Source organism: Uruburuella testudinis, from assembly GCF_022870865.1.
GTDB classification, from domain to species: Bacteria; Pseudomonadota; Gammaproteobacteria; order Burkholderiales; family Neisseriaceae; genus Neisseria; species Neisseria testudinis.
In genome coordinates this window covers 1825422-1845575 of sequence record NZ_CP091508.1, presented here as the reverse complement: position 1 = coordinate 1845575, position 20154 = coordinate 1825422, and the positions used below count along the sequence as shown (strand labels likewise).

General features: G+C 55.3%; 20 protein-coding genes. 6 read left to right on the top strand and 14 right to left on the bottom strand.

Annotated elements, in window-relative coordinates; all coding sequences use genetic code 11:
- Window positions 1-3 precede the first annotated feature (3 nt).
- Window positions 4-267 carry a glutaredoxin family protein gene (locus LVJ83_RS08425; RefSeq protein ID WP_244784077.1) on the top strand — a complete coding sequence of 88 codons (264 nt, stop codon included), beginning with the start codon at window positions 4-6 and terminating at the stop codon, window positions 265-267.
- Between the two features lie 84 nt (window positions 268-351).
- On the opposite strand, the gene LVJ83_RS08420 is transcribed toward LVJ83_RS08425, so the two are convergent.
- The 3 genes from LVJ83_RS08420 to aqpZ form a co-directional block, all read right to left on the bottom strand.
- Entirely contained in the window at window positions 352-681 is a 330-nt protein-coding gene (locus LVJ83_RS08420; RefSeq protein ID WP_244784076.1) for an NF038104 family lipoprotein, read from the bottom strand.
- Window positions 669-1007: a general secretion pathway protein GspG gene (locus LVJ83_RS08415; RefSeq protein WP_244784075.1), complete on the bottom strand. Its 339-nt coding sequence runs from the start codon at window positions 1005-1007 to the stop codon at window positions 669-671. The genes LVJ83_RS08420 and LVJ83_RS08415 overlap by 13 nt, the downstream gene beginning before the upstream one ends.
- Window positions 1008-1147: 140 nt before the next feature.
- On the bottom strand, window positions 1148-1858 hold the full coding sequence (aqpZ, locus tag LVJ83_RS08410) for an aquaporin Z (protein ID WP_244784074.1): 711 nt from the start codon (window positions 1856-1858) through the stop codon (window positions 1148-1150).
- A 282-nt stretch (window positions 1859-2140) separates the two neighbouring features.
- Here aqpZ and uvrB point away from each other — a divergent pair, with 282 nt between their 5' ends.
- Window positions 2141-4174: an excinuclease ABC subunit UvrB gene (gene uvrB / locus LVJ83_RS08405; RefSeq protein WP_244784073.1), complete on the top strand. Its 2034-nt coding sequence runs from the start codon at window positions 2141-2143 to the stop codon at window positions 4172-4174.
- A 334-nt stretch (window positions 4175-4508) separates the two neighbouring features.
- Here uvrB and rep read toward each other — a convergent pair whose 3' ends face one another.
- From rep to LVJ83_RS08390, 3 genes are all read right to left on the bottom strand, one after another.
- On the bottom strand, window positions 4509-6515 hold the full coding sequence (gene rep, locus LVJ83_RS08400; protein WP_244784072.1) for a DNA helicase Rep: 2007 nt from the start codon (window positions 6513-6515) through the stop codon (window positions 4509-4511).
- 199 nt (window positions 6516-6714) lie between these two features.
- The gene (locus LVJ83_RS08395) at window positions 6715-7770 is read right to left on the bottom strand and encodes an aldo/keto reductase (RefSeq protein WP_244784071.1); all 1056 of its coding nucleotides are present in this window, start codon (window positions 7768-7770) and stop codon (window positions 6715-6717) included.
- 122 nt (window positions 7771-7892) lie between these two features.
- Window positions 7893-9275 (bottom strand): phosphomannomutase/phosphoglucomutase, encoded by a 1383-nt coding sequence (locus LVJ83_RS08390; protein ID WP_244784070.1) that lies wholly within the window; start codon window positions 9273-9275, stop codon window positions 7893-7895.
- 172 nt (window positions 9276-9447) lie between these two features.
- On the opposite strand from LVJ83_RS08390, the gene LVJ83_RS08385 reads away from it, so the two are divergent.
- Entirely contained in the window at window positions 9448-10338 is an 891-nt protein-coding gene (locus tag LVJ83_RS08385; RefSeq protein ID WP_244784069.1) for a cation diffusion facilitator family transporter, read from the top strand.
- Between the two features lie 68 nt (window positions 10339-10406).
- Here LVJ83_RS08385 and LVJ83_RS08380 read toward each other — a convergent pair whose 3' ends face one another.
- From LVJ83_RS08380 to LVJ83_RS08355, 6 genes are all read right to left on the bottom strand, one after another.
- Entirely contained in the window at window positions 10407-11093 is a 687-nt protein-coding gene (locus LVJ83_RS08380; protein WP_244784068.1) for an HAD family hydrolase, read from the bottom strand.
- 74 nt (window positions 11094-11167) lie between these two features.
- Entirely contained in the window at window positions 11168-12169 is a 1002-nt protein-coding gene (locus tag LVJ83_RS08375; RefSeq protein ID WP_244784067.1) for an ABC transporter ATP-binding protein, read from the bottom strand.
- Window positions 12166-12957 (bottom strand): ABC transporter permease, encoded by a 792-nt coding sequence (locus tag LVJ83_RS08370; protein ID WP_244784066.1) that lies wholly within the window; start codon window positions 12955-12957, stop codon window positions 12166-12168. Before LVJ83_RS08370 ends, LVJ83_RS08375 begins: the two co-directional genes overlap by 4 nt.
- A gap of 3 nt (window positions 12958-12960) precedes the next feature.
- Window positions 12961-13842, bottom strand: a complete 882-nt coding sequence (locus tag LVJ83_RS08365; protein ID WP_244784065.1) for an ABC transporter permease — start codon at window positions 13840-13842, stop codon at window positions 12961-12963.
- Window positions 13821-14621 carry an alkaline phosphatase family protein gene (locus LVJ83_RS08360; protein WP_244784064.1) on the bottom strand — a complete coding sequence of 267 codons (801 nt, stop codon included), beginning with the start codon at window positions 14619-14621 and terminating at the stop codon, window positions 13821-13823. Before LVJ83_RS08360 ends, LVJ83_RS08365 begins: the two co-directional genes overlap by 22 nt.
- Window positions 14622-14712: 91 nt before the next feature.
- On the bottom strand, window positions 14713-15807 hold the full coding sequence (locus tag LVJ83_RS08355; protein WP_244784063.1) for an ABC transporter substrate-binding protein: 1095 nt from the start codon (window positions 15805-15807) through the stop codon (window positions 14713-14715).
- 187 nt (window positions 15808-15994) lie between these two features.
- Here LVJ83_RS08355 and LVJ83_RS08350 point away from each other — a divergent pair, with 187 nt between their 5' ends.
- Entirely contained in the window at window positions 15995-16345 is a 351-nt protein-coding gene (locus LVJ83_RS08350) for a helix-turn-helix domain-containing protein (protein ID WP_244784062.1), read from the top strand.
- The gene (locus LVJ83_RS08345; protein ID WP_244787712.1) at window positions 16234-17151 is read left to right on the top strand and encodes an IS3 family transposase; all 918 of its coding nucleotides are present in this window, start codon (window positions 16234-16236) and stop codon (window positions 17149-17151) included. Before LVJ83_RS08350 ends, LVJ83_RS08345 begins: the two co-directional genes overlap by 112 nt.
- An 88-nt stretch (window positions 17152-17239) precedes the next feature.
- Here the strand turns inward: LVJ83_RS08345 and fghA are convergent, their stop codons facing one another.
- Together fghA and LVJ83_RS08335 are read right to left on the bottom strand one after the other, a co-directional pair.
- Window positions 17240-18082, bottom strand: a complete 843-nt coding sequence (gene fghA, locus LVJ83_RS08340; protein WP_244784061.1) for an S-formylglutathione hydrolase — start codon at window positions 18080-18082, stop codon at window positions 17240-17242.
- A 131-nt stretch (window positions 18083-18213) separates the two neighbouring features.
- Window positions 18214-19119: a LysR family transcriptional regulator gene (locus LVJ83_RS08335; protein ID WP_244784060.1), complete on the bottom strand. Its 906-nt coding sequence runs from the start codon at window positions 19117-19119 to the stop codon at window positions 18214-18216.
- A gap of 300 nt (window positions 19120-19419) precedes the next feature.
- On the opposite strand from LVJ83_RS08335, the gene leuE reads away from it, so the two are divergent.
- Window positions 19420-20070, top strand: a complete 651-nt coding sequence (gene leuE / locus LVJ83_RS08330; protein WP_244784059.1) for a leucine efflux protein LeuE — start codon at window positions 19420-19422, stop codon at window positions 20068-20070.
- Window positions 20071-20154: the final 84 nt, after the last annotated feature.

Genomic DNA, 20154 nt, shown 5'->3' with positions numbered 1-20154 from the left:
ATCATGAACCCGCCCTTTACCCTAACCTTGATGTTTCGCGAATATTGCAGCTTGTGCCACAAAATGCGCGATGCTTTGCAGCCTTTTCAGCAGCAATACGGCTTTGGCTTGGAAATATTCGATGTTGACGATGATCCTGTGTTGGAAGAAAAATACAACGAACGGGTGCCGGTGCTGCTCGACGGCGATGTGGAAATCTGCCATTGGTTTTTGGACGAGGCAAAGCTGCGGGCACATTTGCAGCATGAGCATGGTTCAGATAGCTGATGGTTTTCAATCTGATATGGCAAACAAAGGCCGTCTGAAAGTTTTCAGACGGCCTTTGTTTGCCATAATCATGTTCACGGGGTGTCAGCGGTATCTATATCCATCACCGGTTTCATCACTTAGCGGATATTGCGGGTTGGGCTGATAAGCGGCAGCCGCAGGTTGATATCCGTCTTGATGGGCGGGCTGTGGTTGGGTTTGCGGTTGCTTTTGCTTTTTTGTGTTGTTATCTTGGTTGGGAATCACGGCCTCTATCACTGCGCCGGTGGTTTTGATAGCGATTTTACCGGCGGTTGCTACGGTGGTGGCGGCTAAATCGACCGCCGCGCCGACCACGCAGCCGCTTAACATCAAACATGCTGCCAGCCATGCAGTTGCAGCAGGGGCTTTGGCTTTGTTTATTAATGTTTGCATCCGCAGTGTTCGTCGTGCTCATGGGCTTCGTGTTCGGCCAGCGCCTGCTGCCAGGCTTCGTCATCACCGTCGAATTCTTCCATATCGTCAAAATCGCCGTTTTCCACCATGGAGGCAAGCTCTTCCAGCGAGTGCGCGCCTTCTACCCAAAAGCAGGGGATATCGGGCGGGGTGTTGGGGGCGAGCATGGCGGCTGTGCCGTTGTGCCAGGCCAGCCAGTAGCCGTTGGCGGTTTGCACGAATACGGCATCGGGGTGGATGTGTTCGCCTTCGGTGCCCGCAAGCATGCGGTCGGCGATTTCGGTTTGGAAAGGCAGGGTTTGCATAATCAGAATTCCGCTGTTGTGTTCAGACGGTATTATAGCCGAAACCGTATGTAAAAAATGCAGCCTTGCAATTGCAGGCTGCATTTTTCGGATGGGTAACCGCAGCGGCCGGGCTGAGATGATGCCCGGTCAAAGATAGATTAATCGTCTAAACGAACCGGTTTGAAACCGGCCAACAGGTAGCGGTAAATGGCCGCACCGATGGCACCGCCGATAATCGGCGCCACCCAAAACAGCCACAGCTGGCCGACAGCCCAACCGCCTTGAAACAAAGCCACGCCGGTAGAGCGGGCCGGGTTAACAGAGGTGTTGGTAACCGGAATGCTGATTAGGTGAATCAGTGTCAGCGCCAAACCGATGGCAATCGGCGCAAAACCTTGCGGTGCGCGCTCATCGGTGGCGCCCATGATGATAATCAGGAAAAAGGCGGTCAACACGATTTCAATCAGCAGCGCAGCGGTGAGGCTGTAGCCGCCGGGCGAGTGCTCGCCGTAGCCGTTGCTGGCGAAGCCTGAGGCGGCGGCATCAAAGCCGGCTTTGCCCGAAGCAATGCAGTAAAGCACGGCACCGGCAGCAATGGCACCGATCACTTGTGCCGCAATATAGGGTAGCAAATCTTTGCTGTTGAAACGGCCGCCCACCAGCAGGCCCACCGATACCGCCGGGTTGAAATGGCCGCCTGAAATATGGCCGACTGCATAAGCCATGGTTAATACGGTCAAACCGAAAGCCAGCGCCACACCGGCAAAACCGATGCCCAGCTCGGGGAAAGCCGCAGCCAACACGGCGCTGCCGCAGCCGCCGAAAACCAGCCAAAACGTACCGAAGAATTCGGCGAAATATTTTTTCATTTTCTATATCCTTCCTGAGAATATTGTGTCTGAAGGCGATTACCACCGCCCAATGATAAGAATAATGCTGTGAACACCGTGTGTTGCTTTACCTTTCTTTGCTGCTTTTCACTCAATCTGTGCATAAAACGTGTGTATTTGACTACAAATGCATGCTTTTATTGTAAGAAAATACCAACCACAGGCAGAAGTGATTCAGGCATGCAATCAGGCCGTCTGAAAACACCGTCCGGTTTGCTATAATCTGTTTTTTATTGAGCGCACAACGCATCAGAGCCGAATATGGATATCATCCAATACCCTGATTCCCCTTTCAAACTGCACCGCCCGTTTCCGCCCGCCGGCGACCAGCCCACCGCCATCTCCGGCCTGCTTGAAGGGCTTTCAGACGGCCTCGCCTACCAAACCCTGCTCGGCGTAACCGGCTCCGGCAAAACCTACACCATGGCCAACGTGATTGCGCAGAGCGGCCGCCCCGCGATTATCATGGCGCACAACAAAACGCTGGCGGCGCAGCTTTATGCCGAGATGCGCGAATTTTTCCCCGAAAACGCGGTGGAATATTTCGTGTCTTACTATGATTACTACCAGCCCGAAGCCTATGTGCCCAGCCGCGATCTGTTTATCGAAAAAGATTCGGCGATTAATGAACACATCGAGCAGATGCGCCTGAGCGCCACCAAAAACCTGATGACGCGCAACGATGTGATTATCGTGGCCACCGTATCCGCCATTTACGGTATCGGCGACCCCACCGAATACCAGCAAATGGTGTTGTCGGTAAAAGAGGGCGACACGCTCTCGCAGCGCGATATCATCTCCATTCTGGTTTCGATGCAATACGACCGCGGCGAAATGGATTTCAAACGCGGCTCCTTTCGCGTGCGCGGCGATGTGATTGATGTTTACCCCGCCGAGAGTGCCGATTGGGCGCTGCGCATCAGCCTGTTTGACGACGAAATCGACCGCCTCGATTTATTCGACCCGCTCACCGGCGGCAGCCTGCAACGGGTAGGGCGCTACACCGTATTCCCCTCCAGCCATTACGTTACCCCGCGCGACACCGTATTACGCGCCTGCGAAAGCATCAAAGAAGAATTGCGCGAACGCGTAGCGTTTTACACCCAAGAAAACCGCCCGGTAGAAACCCAGCGCATCGAACAGCGCACGCGCTTTGATTTGGAAATGCTCTATGAAATGGGCTTCTGCAAAGGCATTGAAAACTACTCACGCCATTTTTCCGGCAAAAAAGAAGGCGAACCGCCGCCCACGCTGATGGACTACCTGCCCAAAAACGCCATCATGTTTATCGACGAGAGCCATGTTACCGTTACCCAAATCGGCGGCATGTATAAAGGCGATGCCAGCCGCAAGCAAAACCTGGTTGATTACGGTTTCCGCCTGCCCAGCGCCCGCGATAACCGCCCGCTCAAATTTCACGAATTCGAACGCATCATGCCGCAAACCGTATTTGTATCCGCCACCCCGGCCAAATACGAAGAAGAACACGCCGGCCAAGTGGTCGAGCAAGTAGTACGCCCCACCGGCCTGGTCGACCCGCTTATCGAAATCCGCCCCGTCGGCACCCAAGTCGACGATTTGCTCAGCGAAATCAACTTGCGCAAAGAAAAAGGCGAGCGCACCCTCGTGACCACGCTCACCAAACGCATGGCCGAACAGCTCACCGATTACTACAGCGAATTGGGCGTCAAAGTGCGCTACCTGCACAGCGACATCGACACGGTCGAGCGTGTTGAAATCATTCGCGATTTGCGCCTGGGTTTGTTTGACGTATTGGTCGGCATCAACCTGCTGCGCGAAGGTTTGGATATCCCCGAAGTGTCGCTGGTGGCCATCCTTGATGCCGACAAAGAAGGCTTTCTGCGCAGCCACCGCAGCCTGATTCAAACCATCGGCCGCGCCGCCCGCAATGTAAACGGCTTGGCGATTTTATACGCCGACAAAATTACCGATTCCATGAAGGCCGCCATCGGCGAAACCGAACGCCGCCGTGAAAAACAAATCCAGTTCAATACCGAACACGGCATTGTGCCGCAGCAAATCGTGAAAAAAGTCAAAGACATCATCGACGGCGTTTATCATGAAGAAAGCAGCGGCAAAGGGCGCGGCAAAGGCAAAAACAAAGTGAAAGTAGGCGAAATCCGCAACGAAGACGATGCGCTCAAAGAAATCGCCAAACTCGAAAAAGCCATGCAGGCCGCCGCCCGCGATTTGCAGTTTGAAGAAGCCGCGGTGTTGCGGGATAAGATTCGCGGGATTAAAGAAGGGTTGTTGTTTGGTGCGGTGGAGGAGTAAAAGCAGAGGCGTTTGCGCTGAACGAAGGTAATCTATTTTGTGTAGGCCGAATACTTGTATCCGACCAAATATTCGATGTTTCTGCGATTTTGAGTCATTGCTGCAATGCCCAGAATGCCGGATTCGAGCATCCGGCCTACAAAAGTTCGGGTTCCCGCAACCGCGTGCGTGACTTGTGCCATACCTGCGCATGAAATGGAAAATCGCTGCAATATCTTGTGTTTATTTTAATATGGTTTCAACAGCATCAAACAAAGGCCGTCTGAAAAGAATTTTCAGACGGCCTTATTAATAATACCCATTCATCAAATAAGTGGTGCTCACAAACAGTTGCTTACAAGCCGCTTTTGCTTTTTCCGGCCAGCATGGCGCTTAATCCGGCGAGGTGGCTTTTGCCCTCGGCCTTGCTGACGATCGGTTCGCCGCCTTTGCGGCCTAAAATCTTCAAATCTTCCTGCGGCATTTCATCGATAAAGCGGCTGGGTTCGGGGAATTGCCATTGGCCTTGTTTTTTACGTTTGATGCAGTGGGTGAGCGTGAGCTGGCGTTTGGCGCGGGTGATGCCGACATACATCAGGCGGCGTTCTTCTTCGAGGTTGCCTTCTTCGACGCTGTCGCCGTGGGGGAACAGGCCTTCTTCGCAGCCGACCAGAAATACAAACGGGTATTCCAGCCCTTTTGATGCGTGCAGGGTCGACATTTTCACCGCATCGACTTCTTCGCCGTCGCGGCCTTCGAGCAGGGTCATCAGGGCGATGGTTTGGGCGATTTGGAGGATGTTTTTGCCGTCTTCTTCGCCTTTTTTGGCCAGCCAGCCGACCAAATCCTGCACGTTGCGCCATTTGATTTCGCCGGCTTTGCCTTCTTCACTGTTGAGCAGATGGGCTTCGTAGCCGATGTCGGTGAGCAGGGTCTGAATCAGTTCGCCGGCATCGGCGCTTTCGGCGCGGCGGCGGTTTTCTTCCATCAGAGACATAAACTGCTGCACGGCTTCGCGGTTTTTGCTGTTGAGTTCGGCCAGCGCGTCCATGCTCAGCGCGGTTTGGTAAAGGCTGCCGCCGTGGCTGTGGGCATAGGCGTTCAGACGGCCTAAGGTGGTGTCGCCGATGCCGCGTTTGGGGGTGGTGGCGGCGCGCAGGAAGGCGGGGTCGTCGTTGGGGTTGGCAATCAGACGGATGTAGGACAAAACGTCTTTAATCTCGGCTTTGTCGAAAAAGCTTTGGCCGCCTGAAAGCTGGTAGGGGATGCGGGCGCTGCGCAAGGCTTCTTCAAACACGCGTGATTGGTGGTTGCCGCGATAGAGGATGGCGAAATCGGCATAGTTGATTTTGCCTTCGCCGACGATTTTTTGCTTGGCGATTTGGCTGACCACCCATTCGGCTTCGTGTTGTTCGTGTTGGCAGGCAACCACTTTCACGGCTTCGCCCATGCCGAATTGCGACCACAAGGTTTTGGGGAACAGCTTGGGGTTGTTTTCGATGACTTTGTTGGCCACTTTTAAAATGCGGGCGGTGGAGCGGTAGTTTTGCTCGAGCTTGATGATTTTGAGCTGCGGAAAATCGGTTTGCAGGCTGCGCAGGTTTTCCATATTGGCACCGCGCCAGGCGTAAATTGATTGGTCGTCGTCGCCGACTACGGTAAACAGGCCTTCGGCACCGGTGAGCAGCTTCATCAGCGTGTATTGGCAGGTGTTGGTGTCTTGGCATTCGTCGACCAAGAGATAACGCAGGCGGTGCTGCCATTTCAGGCGCACTTCGCTGTTTTGTTGCAACAACACGGCAGGCAGGCGGATGAGATCGTCGAAATCCACCGCCTGATAGCTTTCGAGCGTGGCTTGATAGCTGGCGTAAATCACCGCCATTTGCCGTTCCCATTCGTTTGAGGCCGTCTGAAGCGCCTGTTCGGGCGTTTTTAAATCGTTTTTCCACAGTGAAATGCGGCTTTGCGCTTTAAAGATGGCTTCGCGGCCGCTGCTGCCCAATAATTCGTTGATGATTTTGCTGCTGTCGGTGGCATCGAGTATGGAAAAGTTTTTTTTGTAGCCGATGTTCGGCGCTTCTTCGCGCAGCATTTTCATGCCCAATGAGTGAAATGTGCACACCGTCAGCCCGCGCGTTTGCTTTTTGCTGAGCATGTGGCCGATGCGCTCCTGCATTTCTTTGGCGGCTTTGTTGGTGAAGGTGATGGCGGCGATGCTGTGCGGCGCATAACCGGCCTGTGTGATCATGTAGGCGATTTTTTCGGTAATCACACGTGTTTTGCCGCTGCCGGCGCCGGCCAATACGAAAAGAGGCCCGCCGAGATAATGAATGGCTTGCTGCTGCTGGGGATTGAGTTTCATGTGTGCTGCTTGAAAAGAAAGGCCGTCTGAAAGAGGGCGATTATAGCATTTCAGACGGCCTGTTTATGTGCTCGGCAGTATTAGGGTGTCCTGACCATTCGATTTATGGGTGTATTTGCCCCTGAAAGCGCATTTGCTGTGTTTTTTGCCTCTGCGTTCAGGAACAAAAATCCCCTCGTAAACGGCACATCAAAACACCTTAAGGGCAGGGGTTGCTGATTTCGGCGTGCACTTCATCAATTGCGTTTAAAACATCGTCGCCCAACACCACATCGGCGCTGGCGATATTTTCGCGCAGCTGTGCCATGGTGGTAGCACCGATGATGTTGCTGGCAACAAAAGCGCGTTCGCTCACAAACGCCAGCGCCAGAGTGGTGAGGGAAAGGCCGGCTGCATCGGCGATGGCGGCATAGCGCTCCACCGCTTCTACGGCTTTGGGTTTGGTGTAGCGTTGAAAACGTTCAAACAGCGTTAACCGTGCGCCGGCGGGCTTTTGGCCGTGGCGGTATTTGCCGGAAAGCACGCCGAAAGCGAGCGGCGAATAGGCCAAAAGCGGCACGTGTTCGCGCAATGATACTTCGGCCATGCCCACTTCGTAGCTGCGGTTGAGCAGGTTGTAGGGGTTTTGCACCGAAGCGGCGCGGGCGGAGCCGGGCAGCGCTTCATGGGCGCTCAGGTGGCGCAGCGTGCCCCAAGCGGTTTCGTTCGACAAACCGTAGGCGCGGATTTTGCCCTGCTGCACCAATTCGCTCATGGCTTCGATGATTTCGGCAAACGGGGTGAATTGCTCGTCGGTGCTGAGGCCGGATAAGCCGAGTTTGCCGAAAAAGTTGGCCTGCCGCTCGGGCCAGTGCAGTTGGTAGAGGTCGAGATAATCGGTGTTGAGCCGCTTGAGGCTGGCGTTGCAGGCTTCGATGATTTGCGCGCGCGAGAAATTATTGTTGCCGCCGCGGATATAGCCGTCGAGGTTGTTGTTGCCGGTGGGGCCGGCGATTTTACTGGCGAGCACGAAATCATCACGTTTGCCGCGCGCTTTTATCCATGCGCCGATGTATTGCTCGGTGGTGCTGTAGGTGTCGCGGTTGGGCGGCACGGGATACATTTCGGCGGTGTCGATAAAATTCACCCCTTGCGAATGCGCGTAATCGAGCTGCTCGAAGGCTTGGGCTTGGGTGTTTTGTTCGCCCCAGGTCATGGTGCCGAGGCAGATTTTGCTCACTTGAATGCCGGTGGTGCCGAGTGGTCGGTATTGCATGGTGTGATCCTTTCTGTGTGTGCCGGTGCGGCCGTGTTCAGATTGTACGCCTGCACGGCAGATGACAAAAGGCCGTCTGAAACAAAATATGTTCAGACGGCCTTTATTGCAATATCAGAAACTTACAGCGGCCAAGTTAAGCCGGGGAAGCTTTCGATAACGGTTTTAAACTGGTTCTGGATGCGTTCGATGGCGGTTTGGCTGTCGGCTTCAAAACGCAGCACCAGCACCGGTGTGGTGTTGGATGCGCGCATCAGGCCGAAGCCGTCGGCGTATTCGACGCGCAAACCGTCGATGGTGATGATTTCACGGGCGCCGTCAAATTTTGCGGTTTCGGCCAGCCGGGCAATCACTTCGTGGCCGTTGCTGCCTTCGGGCAGCTTGATGTTCAATTCGGGTGTGGAAGTGCTTTGCGGCAGGGCGTTTAATACGGCGGAGGGGTTGTCGCTGCGGGAAAGGATTTCCAGCATGCGGCAGCCGGCATACATGCCGTCGTCGAAGCCGAACCAGCGCTCTTTAAAGAAGGTGTGGCCGCTCATTTCGCCGGCCAGCAGGGCGCCGTTTTGCTTCATCGAGGTTTTGATGAAGCTGTGGCCGGTTTTTTCCATAATCGGTTCGCCGCCGTGCTCTTTAATCCACGGGGCGAGCAGGCGGGTGGATTTGACATCGAAAATCACTTTGGCGCCGGGGTTGCGGTTTAACACGTCTTGTGCAAACAGCATCAGCTGGCGGTCGGGGTAGATGATGTTGCCTTCTTTGGTGACCACGCCCAAACGGTCGCCGTCGCCGTCGAACGCCAGGCCGATTTCGGCATCGCTGTTGTGCAGGGCCGCGATGAGGTCTTGCAGGTTTTCGGGCTTGGCCGGGTCGGGGTGGTGGTTGGGAAAGTTGCCGTCTACCTCGCAGAAAAGCTCGCTCACGGTGCAACCCAGCGCGCGGTAGAGATCGCCGGCATAAGCGCCGGCCACGCCGTTGCCGGCATCAATCACGATGTTCATCGGGCGGGCGAGTTTGATGTGGTTGACGATGTGCGCTTGATAATCGGCGGCTACGTTTTTTTCGCTGATGCTGCCGGGGACGGCGTTTTGCACAAATTCATCGTTTTGAATTACCGCCAGCAGCGTTTGAATCGCTTCGCCTGAGAGGGTGTCGCCGGCGAGCATCATTTTAAAGCCGTTGTAGTCGGGCGGGTTGTGGCTGCCGGTAATCATCACGCCGCTGCCGGCGCTGTGTTGCGTGGCGGCGAAATAGAGCATGGGTGTGGCCACCATGCCGACATTGAGCACATTGATGCCGCTCTCGGTGATGCCTCGGGCAAGGTTTTCCATCAAATCGGGGCCGCTCAGACGGCCGTCGCGACCGATGGCGATTTGCTGCACGCCTTTTTCTGCGGCTTTGGCGGCAATGGCTTTGCCGATCAGGTACGCCGCTTGGTTGGTGAGGGTTTTGCCGACAATGCCGCGGATGTCGTAAGCTTTGAAAATATCGGGGGCGATTTGTGCCATGGGGATTTCCTTTACGTTGAAACGGGAAGAGTGGGTTTGCTTGGATTGTAGCACAAGGACGCCGGCTGTCGGGGCTGTTATGCAAGCTTCATTTGTGGGATGGATTGGTGTTTGGAGCGGCGGTTTGAGGTTATAATCTCTTTCTTTATCAGCTTGAATCTCAAGGGAATCTATGGAAAACCAACGCGCAAAGCTGTTGAAGCTCGCCACTTATGCTTCGGTGGGCACGGCGGTGTTGCTGGTGGGCTTGAAAACCTGGGCTTGGCTGGCCGAAGGCTCGGTGAGTGTGTTGGCGAGCATGGTTGATTCGCTCACCGATTCGCTGGCCAGCCTGGTTAACCTGTTTGCTGTGCATTGGGCGCTGAAGCCTGCCGATGAAGATCATCAGTTCGGCCATGGTAAGGCGGAGGGTTTGTCGGCGTTGGCGCAGTCGGCGTTTATCGGCGGCTCGTCGGTATTTTTGATTTTAAACGCGGTCGAGCGGTTGTTTAAGCCGGAGCCGGTGCTGCAAACCGATTTGGGCATGGCTGTAATAGTGGTGTCGGTGTTGCTCACCTTGGCGCTGGTGTGGTTTCAGCGTTGGGTGCTGAAGCGCACGCAGTCGCAAGCGGTGCGTGCCGACAGCCTGCATTATGTTACCGATTTGCTTTCCAACGGCGTGGTGCTGGCGGCGTTGTTGCTCACGGCTTACGGTTGGCCGCTCGCCGATCCGTTGTTGGCGGTGTTGGTGGGCTTGTGGATTTTCAAGAGCGCCTGGCATATCGCGGCGGATGCGGTCAATACGCTGATGGATAAAGCCCCGCCGCCTGAAATCATGGCGCAAATCGAAGCGGCGGCATTGGCGGTGGCCGGTGTGCGCGGCATTCATAAATTGCAGGCACGGGTGGCGGGGGCGCAGTATTTTATCCAACTGCACGTAGATTTGAGCGATAAGCTGAATATTGTGGCGGCGCACGATATTGCCGAAACGGTGGCCGAGCGCGTGCAGGCGCTGTTTGATAGGGCGGATGTGATTGTGCATCAAGACCCGGTTAATGATGCGGGCGAACATGTGCGGCCCTGAGCGGAATGCTTTGAGCGAAAGGTATGAAAGGCCGTCTGAAAACCAGTTTTTCAGACGGCCTTTCCGTTTCAGACGGCCTTTTGTGGTGCTGCATGGGCAAAATGCAATACCGGCCAGCCCTGTGCGGTGGCGGTGGCGGCCAGTTTGGGGTCGGGGTTGACGGCAACGGGGCGGTTGACCTGATGCAGCAACGGCAGGTCGTTGACCGAATCGCTGTAAAACCAGCATTGCCCGAAATCGTTTAGCGTGCGGCCGTGTTGTGCCAGCCATTGGTGCAGGCGGGTGATTTTGCCTTCGCGGAAGCTGGCGGTGCCGCATACGTTGCCGCTGAAGCCGCCGTTGCCGTCCTCTTCGGGAATCACGCCGATGATGTGGCTGATGCCGAATTCGGCGGCAATCGGGCGGATGAGAAATTCGTTGCTGGCGGAAAGCAGCAGCAGTCGGTCGCTTTGGCGGCGGTGTTTATCGACTAATTCAAGCGCTTGCGGATACACGGCGGGCAGAATGAATGTTTGCAGAAATTCGGGGTAGAGGGCTTCTAAATCGCGGCGTTTGAAGGGGGTGAGGCTGGAGAGCTGAAAGCGCACGAATTCATCGGCATCTACGCTGCCGTCGGCGTATTGGTCAAACAGCGCATCGCGCCGCTGTAAAAAATCATCATCCAGCAGAGCGCGCCGGTGCAGAAAATCAATCCAGCAAACTTCGGTGTCGCAGCTGATTAAGGTGTGGTCGAGGTCGAAAATGGCCAGGTTCATCAGGGTTTCCAAATAAATCGTTTCAGACGGCCTTGCAATACGGTATGCACGCCGCAGGCCGTCTGAAAAGCTTGTTAAACGGCTGCGCTTTTTTGCAGGGCAATCACTTCGGCCGGCGGCACGGTGAGGTAGACTGCGCTGCCTTCGGGCAGGCTGCTGGCGGGGCCGTAATTGAGCACGTCGACATGCAGGGTGTCGCCGATATCGGTTGCTACGCGGTAGCGCACGATGCTGCCGAGCAGGGTGCGGGTTTGAATCACGGCGGCAATATCGCCTTGTGAGGGGTGAATCTGTATCGCTTCGGGGCGCACCACCAGCGAAGCGTTGCGGTCGGGGTGTTTCAGCGAAGGCAGCGCGCCCATATTGTAGTTGCCGATAAAACCGGCGGTAAATTCGTTGGCGGGGCTGTTGTAAAGCGTTTCGGGGCTGCAATGCTGCTCGATGCGGCCGCTGTTGAGCAATACCACTTGGTCGGACATCGCCAGCGCTTCTTCCTGGTCGTGGGTAACAAATACGGTGGTGAGGTTGAGCTCTTTTTGAATGTCGCAAATCTGGCTGCGCAGGTTTTTGCGGATGCGGGCATCGAGTGCGGAAAGCGGCTCGTCGAGCAGCAGCAGTTTCGGCTCCATCACCAAGCCGCGCGCCAATGCCACACGCTGTTTCTGGCCGCCTGAAAGTGAGGCGGGTTTTTGAGCGGCAAAGGCTTGCAGCTCCACCAGTTCCAACACTTTCTGCACTTTGGCGGCGCGCACTTCAGACGGCATTTTTTTGATTTTCAAGCCGAATTCAATATTTTGCGCTACGGTCATGTTGGGGAACAGCGCGTAGTGTTGGAATACCATAGCGATATTGCGCTTTTGCGGCGGCTTGCGGGTGATGTCGGCGCCGTCGAGCAGGATTTGGCCGCGGTCGAGCGTTTCCAGCCCGGCGATACAGCGCAGCAGTGTAGATTTGCCGCAGCCGCTGGGGCCCAACAGCGTGAGCAGGCAGCCTTGCGGAATGTGGATGTTTAAATGGTCGATAACCACCAATCCGCCAAAGGCTTTATAGGCATCTTTAATGATTAATTCACTCATGTTTGTTTCTCCCGGCTCAAGCGGCTGACCAGCAGGGTAATCAGCAGCATCACCATAAAATAAGATATCACCACCGCGCTGCTCAAATGGCCGGAGCGGTTTTTCAGGCTGTAGAGATAAATCTGGATGGTTTCCAAATGGCCGCCTGAAAGAATATTGATAAACACAAATTCGCCGATTAAAAAGGCGATGGAAATAAAAAACGCCACTGTCAGCCCGCGTTTGAGGTTGGGCATCAGAATATGCCTCACCGTTTGCAGACGGCTTGCTCCCAACAGCGCCGAAGCTTCGATTAAGTCTTTGACGCTGATGGCGCGGAAATTATTATCGAGCGAGCGGTAAACAAACGGCAGCACAATGGTGAAATAGCAGCCGGTAAGCACCAGAAAAGTGCCGGCAAACGTGCTCAACACGCCCGAATACAGTTGCAGCATGCCCACTGAAGCCACCACCGGCGGCAGCGTGAAAGGCAGCACCAGCACCGGGCTGATCCATTTTTCCCATTTCGGATGGCTGGTGTGCACCGCCAGCAACACGGGGAACACAATCACAATGCTCAACACCGCCGCCGTGGTGCTCAGCAGCGCCGAATAAAGGCTGGCTTTGAGAAAGCGCGGGTTGCTCCAAATTTCCAGCAGCCATTTGAGCGTCCAGTTTTCCGGCAGAATGGTGCGCGACCAATTGCTCGAAGTGGCATACATCAGCGTGGCCGCCACTGGTACCAGCATCACCAGCATCAGCACCGTCAGATAAGTGTAATGAAACGCGCGCGAACGGGTTTGGCTCATGTTTTACTCCTGATAACGGCGCAGCAGGTATTGGTGCGCCAGCGTCATCACCAGCATCAGCGACACCAGCACCAAAGCCAGCGCGGCGGCCATATTTGGCTCTAACGTGAGGTTGCCGGCAATCAGCGCGGCGATGCGGATGGGCAGAATATTGAAATTGCCGGTGGTGAGCGCATAAGCGGTGGCGTAGGCGCCCAGGGCGTTGGCAAACAAAATGATAAACGTGCCCAACAGCGCCGGCATCAGCACCGGCAGCGCCACTTTCACAAAATAGCCGCCAAACGACGAACCGAGCAGATAGGCGTTTTCGAGCCATTCCTGCTTGAGCGCCTCGATAGACGGATAAAGCAGCAGCACCGCCAGCGGAATCTGAAAATAAATATAGCTCACCAAAATACCGCTGTAGGAATACACGTCCAACACTTCGCCGATGCCGAAATGTTGCAGCAGCAGCGTCATCACGCCGCTGGAGCCGAACACAATCATGATGGCAAACGCCAACGGCACGCCGCTGAAATTGCTCAGCAGGCTGTTGAGCAGCACCAATGCGCGGCCGAAACGGCTGTTGCGCACGGCATACAGCGAATAAGCGCCTTGAAAGCCGATGAGCAGGCCGGCCACGCTGCTGATGAAGCTGAGCTTGAGTGAAATGCTGACCGATTGCAGATAAAAAGCATTGTCGAACACCGCCTGCACGTTGGCGAGGGTTAACGCGCCGGCATCGCTGCGAAAGGCATTGACCACCACCCAGCCCAGCGGTGCGAATAAAAACAGCACCACCAGCAAAACAAAAGGCACGGCGGCGGCATAAGTGCCCCAATGCTTGCCGATACGCGCTTTGCGCGCGGCAAAGGCCGTCTGAATCATCGCAGCAGCTCCCGGCACAGGGGCTTGTCGTGCGCTGCACCCAATAAAGCGCAAACCGTGCCGCAGATTTCGGTTTGGCGGATATCGGCACCGGCCAGCGAAAATGCGCTGCCGAACACATACAGCGGCACTTCGCGCTCTTCAGGCAAAATGCCGCCGTGGCTTTTATCATTGTTCATGCCGTGATCGGCGGTAACAATGACCTGATAGCCGTCATCCAGCCATGTTTGCAGATAATGCGAAAGATAAATATCGGCCTTGCGGGCGGCGTTGCGGTAGGCGGCGCTGTCGAAACCCGCTTTGTGGCCGGCATCGTCGATATTCATCGGATGCACCAGCAGAAAATCGGGCGCGTAGGCGCGGCGCAGGTGTTCGGCATCGTCAAACAGATGCGAATCGGGGTAGTGGTCGGCATAGTAAAAATGGCCGTATTGAATGGGCAGCGTTTCATCGGCGGTGTGACGGTCGCGCCCGGCATCGAAAGGCGCGGCGTTATACAGCTCGCTCACCCAATGATAAGCCGCCGCCGCGGTTTTCAATCCGGCTTGGCGGGCATAATGAAAGATGCTTTGTTCACGCGAAAGGCGCACGATATTGTTGTGGTAAACGCCGCTGATATGCGGCGCAATGCCGGTGAGCACGCATTCGTAGAGCGGGCGCGACATCGAGGGCAGCTCGCATTCGAGCGTGTAACAGCGCCCTTTTTGATCTTGGCACAAGGCTTGCAGATAGCCCATACAGTTGCGGCCTGTGTCGGCATTGAGGCCGTCCAGCAGAACCAGAATCACTTTGTTCATGGTGCGGCTCCATAGGGTAAAACCGGATAATCAGCAAAACCCCGACAGGCCGTCTGAAACTCTGCCTTATCGGGGTGTATCAGACAAACGCTTATTGATTAATCAACACTTTCTGCTGCCACAGCGAAGGCAGCGCTTTAGCCGATTTTTCCCAAGCGGCCATATCGGCTACCGGGCGCGCCTTGGCATATTGCACCTGCGGCAGCAGTTTGGCCTGCACCTCGGCGGGAATGGTTAAGGATTCGATGCGGATGGGGCGGGCATAGCCGCGCGCCAGATTGAGCTGGCCTTTGTCAGACAAGATAAACTCGCGCGTGAGCATGGCCGCGTGCGGGTGCTTGGCGTATTTGTTGATGATGGTGGCGTAGCCCGAGGTAACCGAACCGTCGCTCGGAATCACCACTTCAAAGCGGTTGGCATCGATTTGATCGCGGTAATTCAAGCCGTTGAAATCCCACACCACCGCCACTTCCACTTCACCTTTTTCCAGATTGGCCAGCGAAGGGTCGACCATTGCCAAGCGTTTTTGTTTGGCCAAATCGGCAAAATAATCCATTGCGGGGGTTAAATCGGCTTCTGTACCGCCCAGCGCATAATTGGCCGCCAGCACGCCGTTAACCGCCTGGCTGGCGCTGGAAACATCGCCCACGGTGATGCGGTAAGACGAATTTTTCAAATCGGCCCAGCTTTTGGGCACATCGGTAACTTTTTGTTTGTCGGCGATAAAGGCGATGGTGCCGGTGTAGGCAATCACCCAGTTGCCGTCTGCATCTTTTGCCCAATCGGGAATCTGATCCCAAGTGGTGGGCTTGTAGGGCTGCACCACTTCTTTTTCAAGCGCAATCGGGCCGAAGGTGGCGCCGACATCGCCGATATCGGCGGTGGCGTTGTCTTTTTCAGCGGCGAATTTGGCGATTTCCTGCGCCGAGCTCATGTCGGTGTCTTGGTGTTGCAGGCCGTATTCTTGCGCCAAGTCTTGCCAAGTTTCTTTCCAGTTGGCCCAGGTGTCGGGCATGCCCACGCTGTTGATGCGGCCTTCGGCACGGGCTTTTTCGATAATCTGTTCTAAAGTGAGCGTTGCGGCCGGAGCGGCAGCGGCGGGTTGTTGTGCGGCCGTTTCGCTTTGGCCGGAGCAGGCGGCCAATGCGATAAGCGGAGCGGCGAGCAGAAAACGTGAGTAACGCATGTGTATTTACCTGTGGGTTTGACAATATTCAAGAAACAGCCGGCAGGATGGGCGCTGTTGCCGCATATCGGCCGGAGAAGCGCTGATTGTGGGGCATTTGTGTTGCAGTTTGATGAAATAGAAAAAAGTGAACTGTACCCCAAAAGTTGGACACCTCCCACCAACCCATGAAAGGTACAGTTTTCTTATGTCTAAATACAGCCTACACTTCAAACATCAGGCCGTGATGCGTTATTCTGCACTCAGAAGCCAACAACGCACCGCAGACGAGCTTCAAATATCCCGAACCCACTTACGCCGATGGATTGCCGCCTACGAACGAGCAGGCATCCACGCGCTGGAGCACCCTCAAAGCACCATGTCCAAACAACGCAAAAACCCCTTTATTACCGACAAACCCGATGCCGAAAAAACACAGGCAGAGCTATTAGAAGAAGTCGCCTACCTCAGAGCGGAGAACGCTTATCTAAAAAAGCTCGATGCGCTGATGAAGCGCGCAAACCCAACCGAGAAAAAGCCCGCATCATCGAAGCATTAAAAACAGAACACCCGCTAAAATATCTTTGCGAATCTGCCGAACTGTCACACAGCAGCTTCTACTTCAGCAGAAAAAGCAACCAAAAGCCCGACAAAGATCAGGCAGATATGGAAGCAGTATACGCCGTTTACCAGCAGCACAAAGGCTGTTACGGACAAAGGCGCATTGCCGCCGCACTGTCATGGAACACCAAGAAAGTAGCGCGGCTGATGAAAAAAATGAATTTGAAAGCCATCGTCAGAGCCAAGCGAAAATACTACCCGCCGGCGATGGGCGAAACATCCGAGAATCTGTTGAAGCGCAACTTTAACGCCAACACACCCGACGAGAAATGGCTGACCGATGTCACCGAATTCAAATGCGACGGTCAAAAGCTGTATCTGTCGCCGATACTCGATTTGTATAACCGCGAAATCCGCAGCTATCACCTGTCGCGCCGCCCGAACAGCGAAATGGTAACGACCATGCTGTCACAGGCAGTGGCGCAACTGGGCGCACGCAAACCGATGCTGCACTCCGACCAGGGCGTATTGTATCGTTGCCATGCGTATCGTGAGCAATTGGCAGAGGCAGGCATCACCCAAAGCATGTCGCGCAAAGGCAATTGCTGGGATAATGCGCCGATGGAGAGTTTTTTCGCAATATTGAAGACGGAATGTTTCTACAACCGGACTTTTGCTTCGATAGAGGAATTGGAGGCGGAAATACATGACTATATCCGCTACTACAACTATGAGCGATTGAGTTTGAATTTGAAAAAACTGAGCCCTGTGGCATACAGAACTCAGTTTGCAACCGCCGCTTGAAGCGTGATTGATTCAGCGGTTTGAAAATGTCCAAGATTTGGGGGGCAGTTCAAGCATTCATCCTTTCAGACGGCCTCAGCTGTTTTAATCATAAGCCCAGCGCATCGGCATGAAATTCAATGTGGCTGTCGATAAAGCTGGCGATAAAGTAATAGCTGTGGTCGTAGCCCGGGCGCAGGTTGAATTGAACATGAAAGCCGTTGCCCCGGGCGGCGGCGGCGAATTTTTCCGGTTGCAGCTCTTGCGGGTAAAAATCATCGCCACCGCCTTGATCGATCAGTATCGGCAGCTTGGCAGAGGCCGTCTGAACCAATTTGGTGCTGTCATATTGCGCCCAAGTGGTTTGATCGCCGCCCAAATAAGCGGTAAAGGCTTTTTGCCCCCACGGCGTTTCGCTCGGATTAACAATCGGGGCGAAGGCCGATACGGCGGCGTAGCGGCCGGGGTTTTTCAGCGCGATTTGCAGCGCGCCGTGGCCGCCCATGCTGTGGCCGGAAATGCTGCGTTTGTCGGTTACGGGAAAATGCGCTTCAATCAGCGCGGGCAGCTCGTGTGCCACGTAATCATACATCTGATAATGTGCTGCCCACGGCGCTTCGACGGCGTTTACATAAAACCCCGCGCCTTGGCCCAAATCGTAGCGCTCGTCGTCTGCCACATCATCGCCGCGCGGCGAAGTGTCGGGCATCACCAGCGCCATGCCCCATTGGGCAGCAAAACGTTGCGCACCGGCTTTGGTGGAAAAGTTTTCATCGGTGCAGGTAAGGCCGGAGAGCCAATACAGCACCGGCACTTGATAACCTTGCAGCGCTTGCGGCGGCAGATAAACGGCAAACGTCATGTCGGTGCCGGTGGCCGCTGAGGCGTGGCGGTAGCGCTCGTGATGGCCGTTGAACATTTTATGGCGGGAAATCAGCGTGGGTGTGTTCATGATATGCTCGTGCAAATGGTTTTCAGACGGCCTTTTATATCACATGTGGCCGTCTGAAAACCATTTAAAAAAAGCAAGCCGGCAGATGGGTGTCCTGACAACTCACAGGCCGGTGGGGAGCATGCCGGGTATCAAACAGCCTTCGGCCATTGTTGGTCTAATACAGTCAGCACGCTTGCTATCAGCCGGTTGTCACGCGTGTGTTGCCATGCGGCGGCTACAGTGGTGATGCGGGTGGCTTCCTGCAAGGGCAGCAGCACCACGTTGGCGGGCAAAAGCTGTGTCAATGAAGCGGGCACCAGCGCCACGCCTTGGTTGCAGCCGACAAAAGCAATCTGCAAACTCACCGAGCGCACTTCATGCAGAATGCGCGGCGAAAAACCGGCCTGGCGGCAGGTGGCGAGCAGCGCATCAAATGAGGCCGGGCTGACTTTGCGTTCGAACATCACAAAGGCTTCATCGGCCAAATCTGCCAGTGAAATTTGCGCTTTGCCGCTCAAACGGTGGCTTTTCGGCACGGCAGCAGCCAGGGGCGTGCGCAACAGGGTGTTGGAGCGGATGTCGGCACCGAGATAGCCGTCGAGCCGGGCAAACGCCATATCGATTTCGCCGGCCTGCAACAGCGGCACGGCTTCGGCGCTGTCGATTTCCCGCACCCGCACCGTTATATCGGGATGGCGGCGTTTGATTTCCTCGATTAAGGGCGGCAACACCTCCAGCATCGCCACGGTAATCGCGCCGAACGTGAGTGTGCCGCTGTGGCCGGTCACGGCTTCCTGCACGGCGCTTTCAAGCTGTTGCAATTGTCGGGCAAACTGCTGCACCGCCGGTAAAACCGCCCGCCCCACGGGAGTAAGCTGCGTGCCCCGGCGCGAACGCTCAAACAATTTGACTTTCAATGCGTGTTCCAATTGCTTGATTTGCTCGGTCAGCGGCGGTTGCGACATGCCGAGTTTTGCAGCGGCACGGCCGAAATGCTCTTCCTCTGCCACCGCCAGAAAAAGCCACAGATGACGAATCAGGCGGAAATTTATCATACGGTTTTCCTATCACAGGGTTTCTTGATTGGTATTTTATGTATGAACGGCGGCTGTGTATAGTGCCGTCTGAAGCCCATTTGCAAAAGCAGGCGGGGCAGGCTGCGGGCTGATGCGGTCAGGTTGTTTTTGTGAATGGTCAGGGCACTCCGGCGGCTGTATTCTCCGATATGCAGGCCGTCTGAAATCATAAACCGTCCGGCTGAATCATTCTGTTTCGTTATTTCATCTGAGCGCAAAGAAGGCGCCGGCCATTCAAAAAGCAGCCGGCTTTTTTTGAATGACGGGAAAGGAAAAACCATGTTCGGTATTACCGATATTGTTGCTTACACGCTGGCGGTAACGGTGTTGATTTTATTGCCCGGGCCCAATTCGATGTTTTGCCTGGCCGTGGCCGGGCAATACGGCGCCAAAACCGCCCGTCGTGCGATTGCCGGCACGTTTCTCGGCAACGGCACGCTGATTGCCGCTTCGGCTTTGGGCGCCGGCGCCCTGCTGAAAGCTTATCCGTTTCTGTTTGACGGCCTGAAGTTGGTGGGCGGCACTTATCTGGCCTGGCTCGGCATCAAGCTTTTATACAGTGCGCGGCAACGCTGGTGCAACGGCACACCGCAGGCCGTGCCCGCCGGCGCCTTGCCGGCCGGCGGCAAGCCGAAAGTCTTTAAAAAAGCGCTGATGGTGGCGTTGCTCAATCCGAAAGGGCTGTTGTTTTTTCCATCGATGATGGTGCAGTTTGTCGACATCAGCTATCCGCATCCGTTAACAAGCTTTCTCGTGCTGGGGCTGATTTTCCAAACCATCAGCCTGATTTTTCTCAACCTCACCGCTCCGGCCGCCCGCCGCCTCACGCAAATGGTGGCGCGCCACCGTAGAGCCGGAGCAGCGGGCAAGGGCGGTGTGGGGGCTTTGTTTATTGCATTTGCGGCAAAGCTGTGGTGTGCGGCGGTATAACCCAAACACCGGTAAAGGCCGTCTGAACCTATTGTTTCAGACGGTCTTTACGATTCTTTTCAAGCGCGCTTTGCCGGGTTTGCC

What these genes read in the sequence shown, in the direction of transcription:
- aqpZ (WP_244784074.1), bottom strand. Translation starts at nt 1,858, where the DNA reads ATGAAAAAATATTTCGCCGAATTCTTCGGTACGTTTTGGCTGGTTTTC.
- LVJ83_RS08360 (WP_244784064.1), bottom strand. Translation starts at nt 14,621, where the DNA reads ATGAACAAAGTGATTCTGGTTCTGCTGGACGGCCTCAATGCCGACACA.
- fghA (WP_244784061.1), bottom strand. Translation starts at nt 18,082, where the DNA reads ATGAACACACCCACGCTGATTTCCCGCCATAAAATGTTCAACGGCCAT.
- LVJ83_RS08355 (WP_244784063.1), bottom strand. Translation starts at nt 15,807, where the DNA reads ATGCGTTACTCACGTTTTCTGCTCGCCGCTCCGCTTATCGCATTGGCC.
- LVJ83_RS08335 (WP_244784060.1), bottom strand. Translation starts at nt 19,119, where the DNA reads ATGATAAATTTCCGCCTGATTCGTCATCTGTGGCTTTTTCTGGCGGTG.
- uvrB (WP_244784073.1), top strand. Translation starts at nt 2,141, where the DNA reads ATGGATATCATCCAATACCCTGATTCCCCTTTCAAACTGCACCGCCCG.
- rep (WP_244784072.1), bottom strand. Translation starts at nt 6,515, where the DNA reads ATGAAACTCAATCCCCAGCAGCAGCAAGCCATTCATTATCTCGGCGGG.
- LVJ83_RS08420 (WP_244784076.1), bottom strand. Translation starts at nt 681, where the DNA reads ATGCAAACATTAATAAACAAAGCCAAAGCCCCTGCTGCAACTGCATGG.
- LVJ83_RS08375 (WP_244784067.1), bottom strand. Translation starts at nt 12,169, where the DNA reads ATGAGTGAATTAATCATTAAAGATGCCTATAAAGCCTTTGGCGGATTG.
- LVJ83_RS08350 (WP_244784062.1), top strand. Translation starts at nt 15,995, where the DNA reads ATGTCTAAATACAGCCTACACTTCAAACATCAGGCCGTGATGCGTTAT.
- LVJ83_RS08390 (WP_244784070.1), bottom strand. Translation starts at nt 9,275, where the DNA reads ATGGCACAAATCGCCCCCGATATTTTCAAAGCTTACGACATCCGCGGC.
- LVJ83_RS08385 (WP_244784069.1), top strand. Translation starts at nt 9,448, where the DNA reads ATGGAAAACCAACGCGCAAAGCTGTTGAAGCTCGCCACTTATGCTTCG.
- leuE (WP_244784059.1), top strand. Translation starts at nt 19,420, where the DNA reads ATGTTCGGTATTACCGATATTGTTGCTTACACGCTGGCGGTAACGGTG.
- LVJ83_RS08415 (WP_244784075.1), bottom strand. Translation starts at nt 1,007, where the DNA reads ATGCAAACCCTGCCTTTCCAAACCGAAATCGCCGACCGCATGCTTGCG.
- LVJ83_RS08380 (WP_244784068.1), bottom strand. Translation starts at nt 11,093, where the DNA reads ATGAACCTGGCCATTTTCGACCTCGACCACACCTTAATCAGCTGCGAC.
- LVJ83_RS08370 (WP_244784066.1), bottom strand. Translation starts at nt 12,957, where the DNA reads ATGAGCCAAACCCGTTCGCGCGCGTTTCATTACACTTATCTGACGGTG.
- LVJ83_RS08425 (WP_244784077.1), top strand. Translation starts at nt 4, where the DNA reads ATGAACCCGCCCTTTACCCTAACCTTGATGTTTCGCGAATATTGCAGC.
- LVJ83_RS08395 (WP_244784071.1), bottom strand. Translation starts at nt 7,770, where the DNA reads ATGCAATACCGACCACTCGGCACCACCGGCATTCAAGTGAGCAAAATC.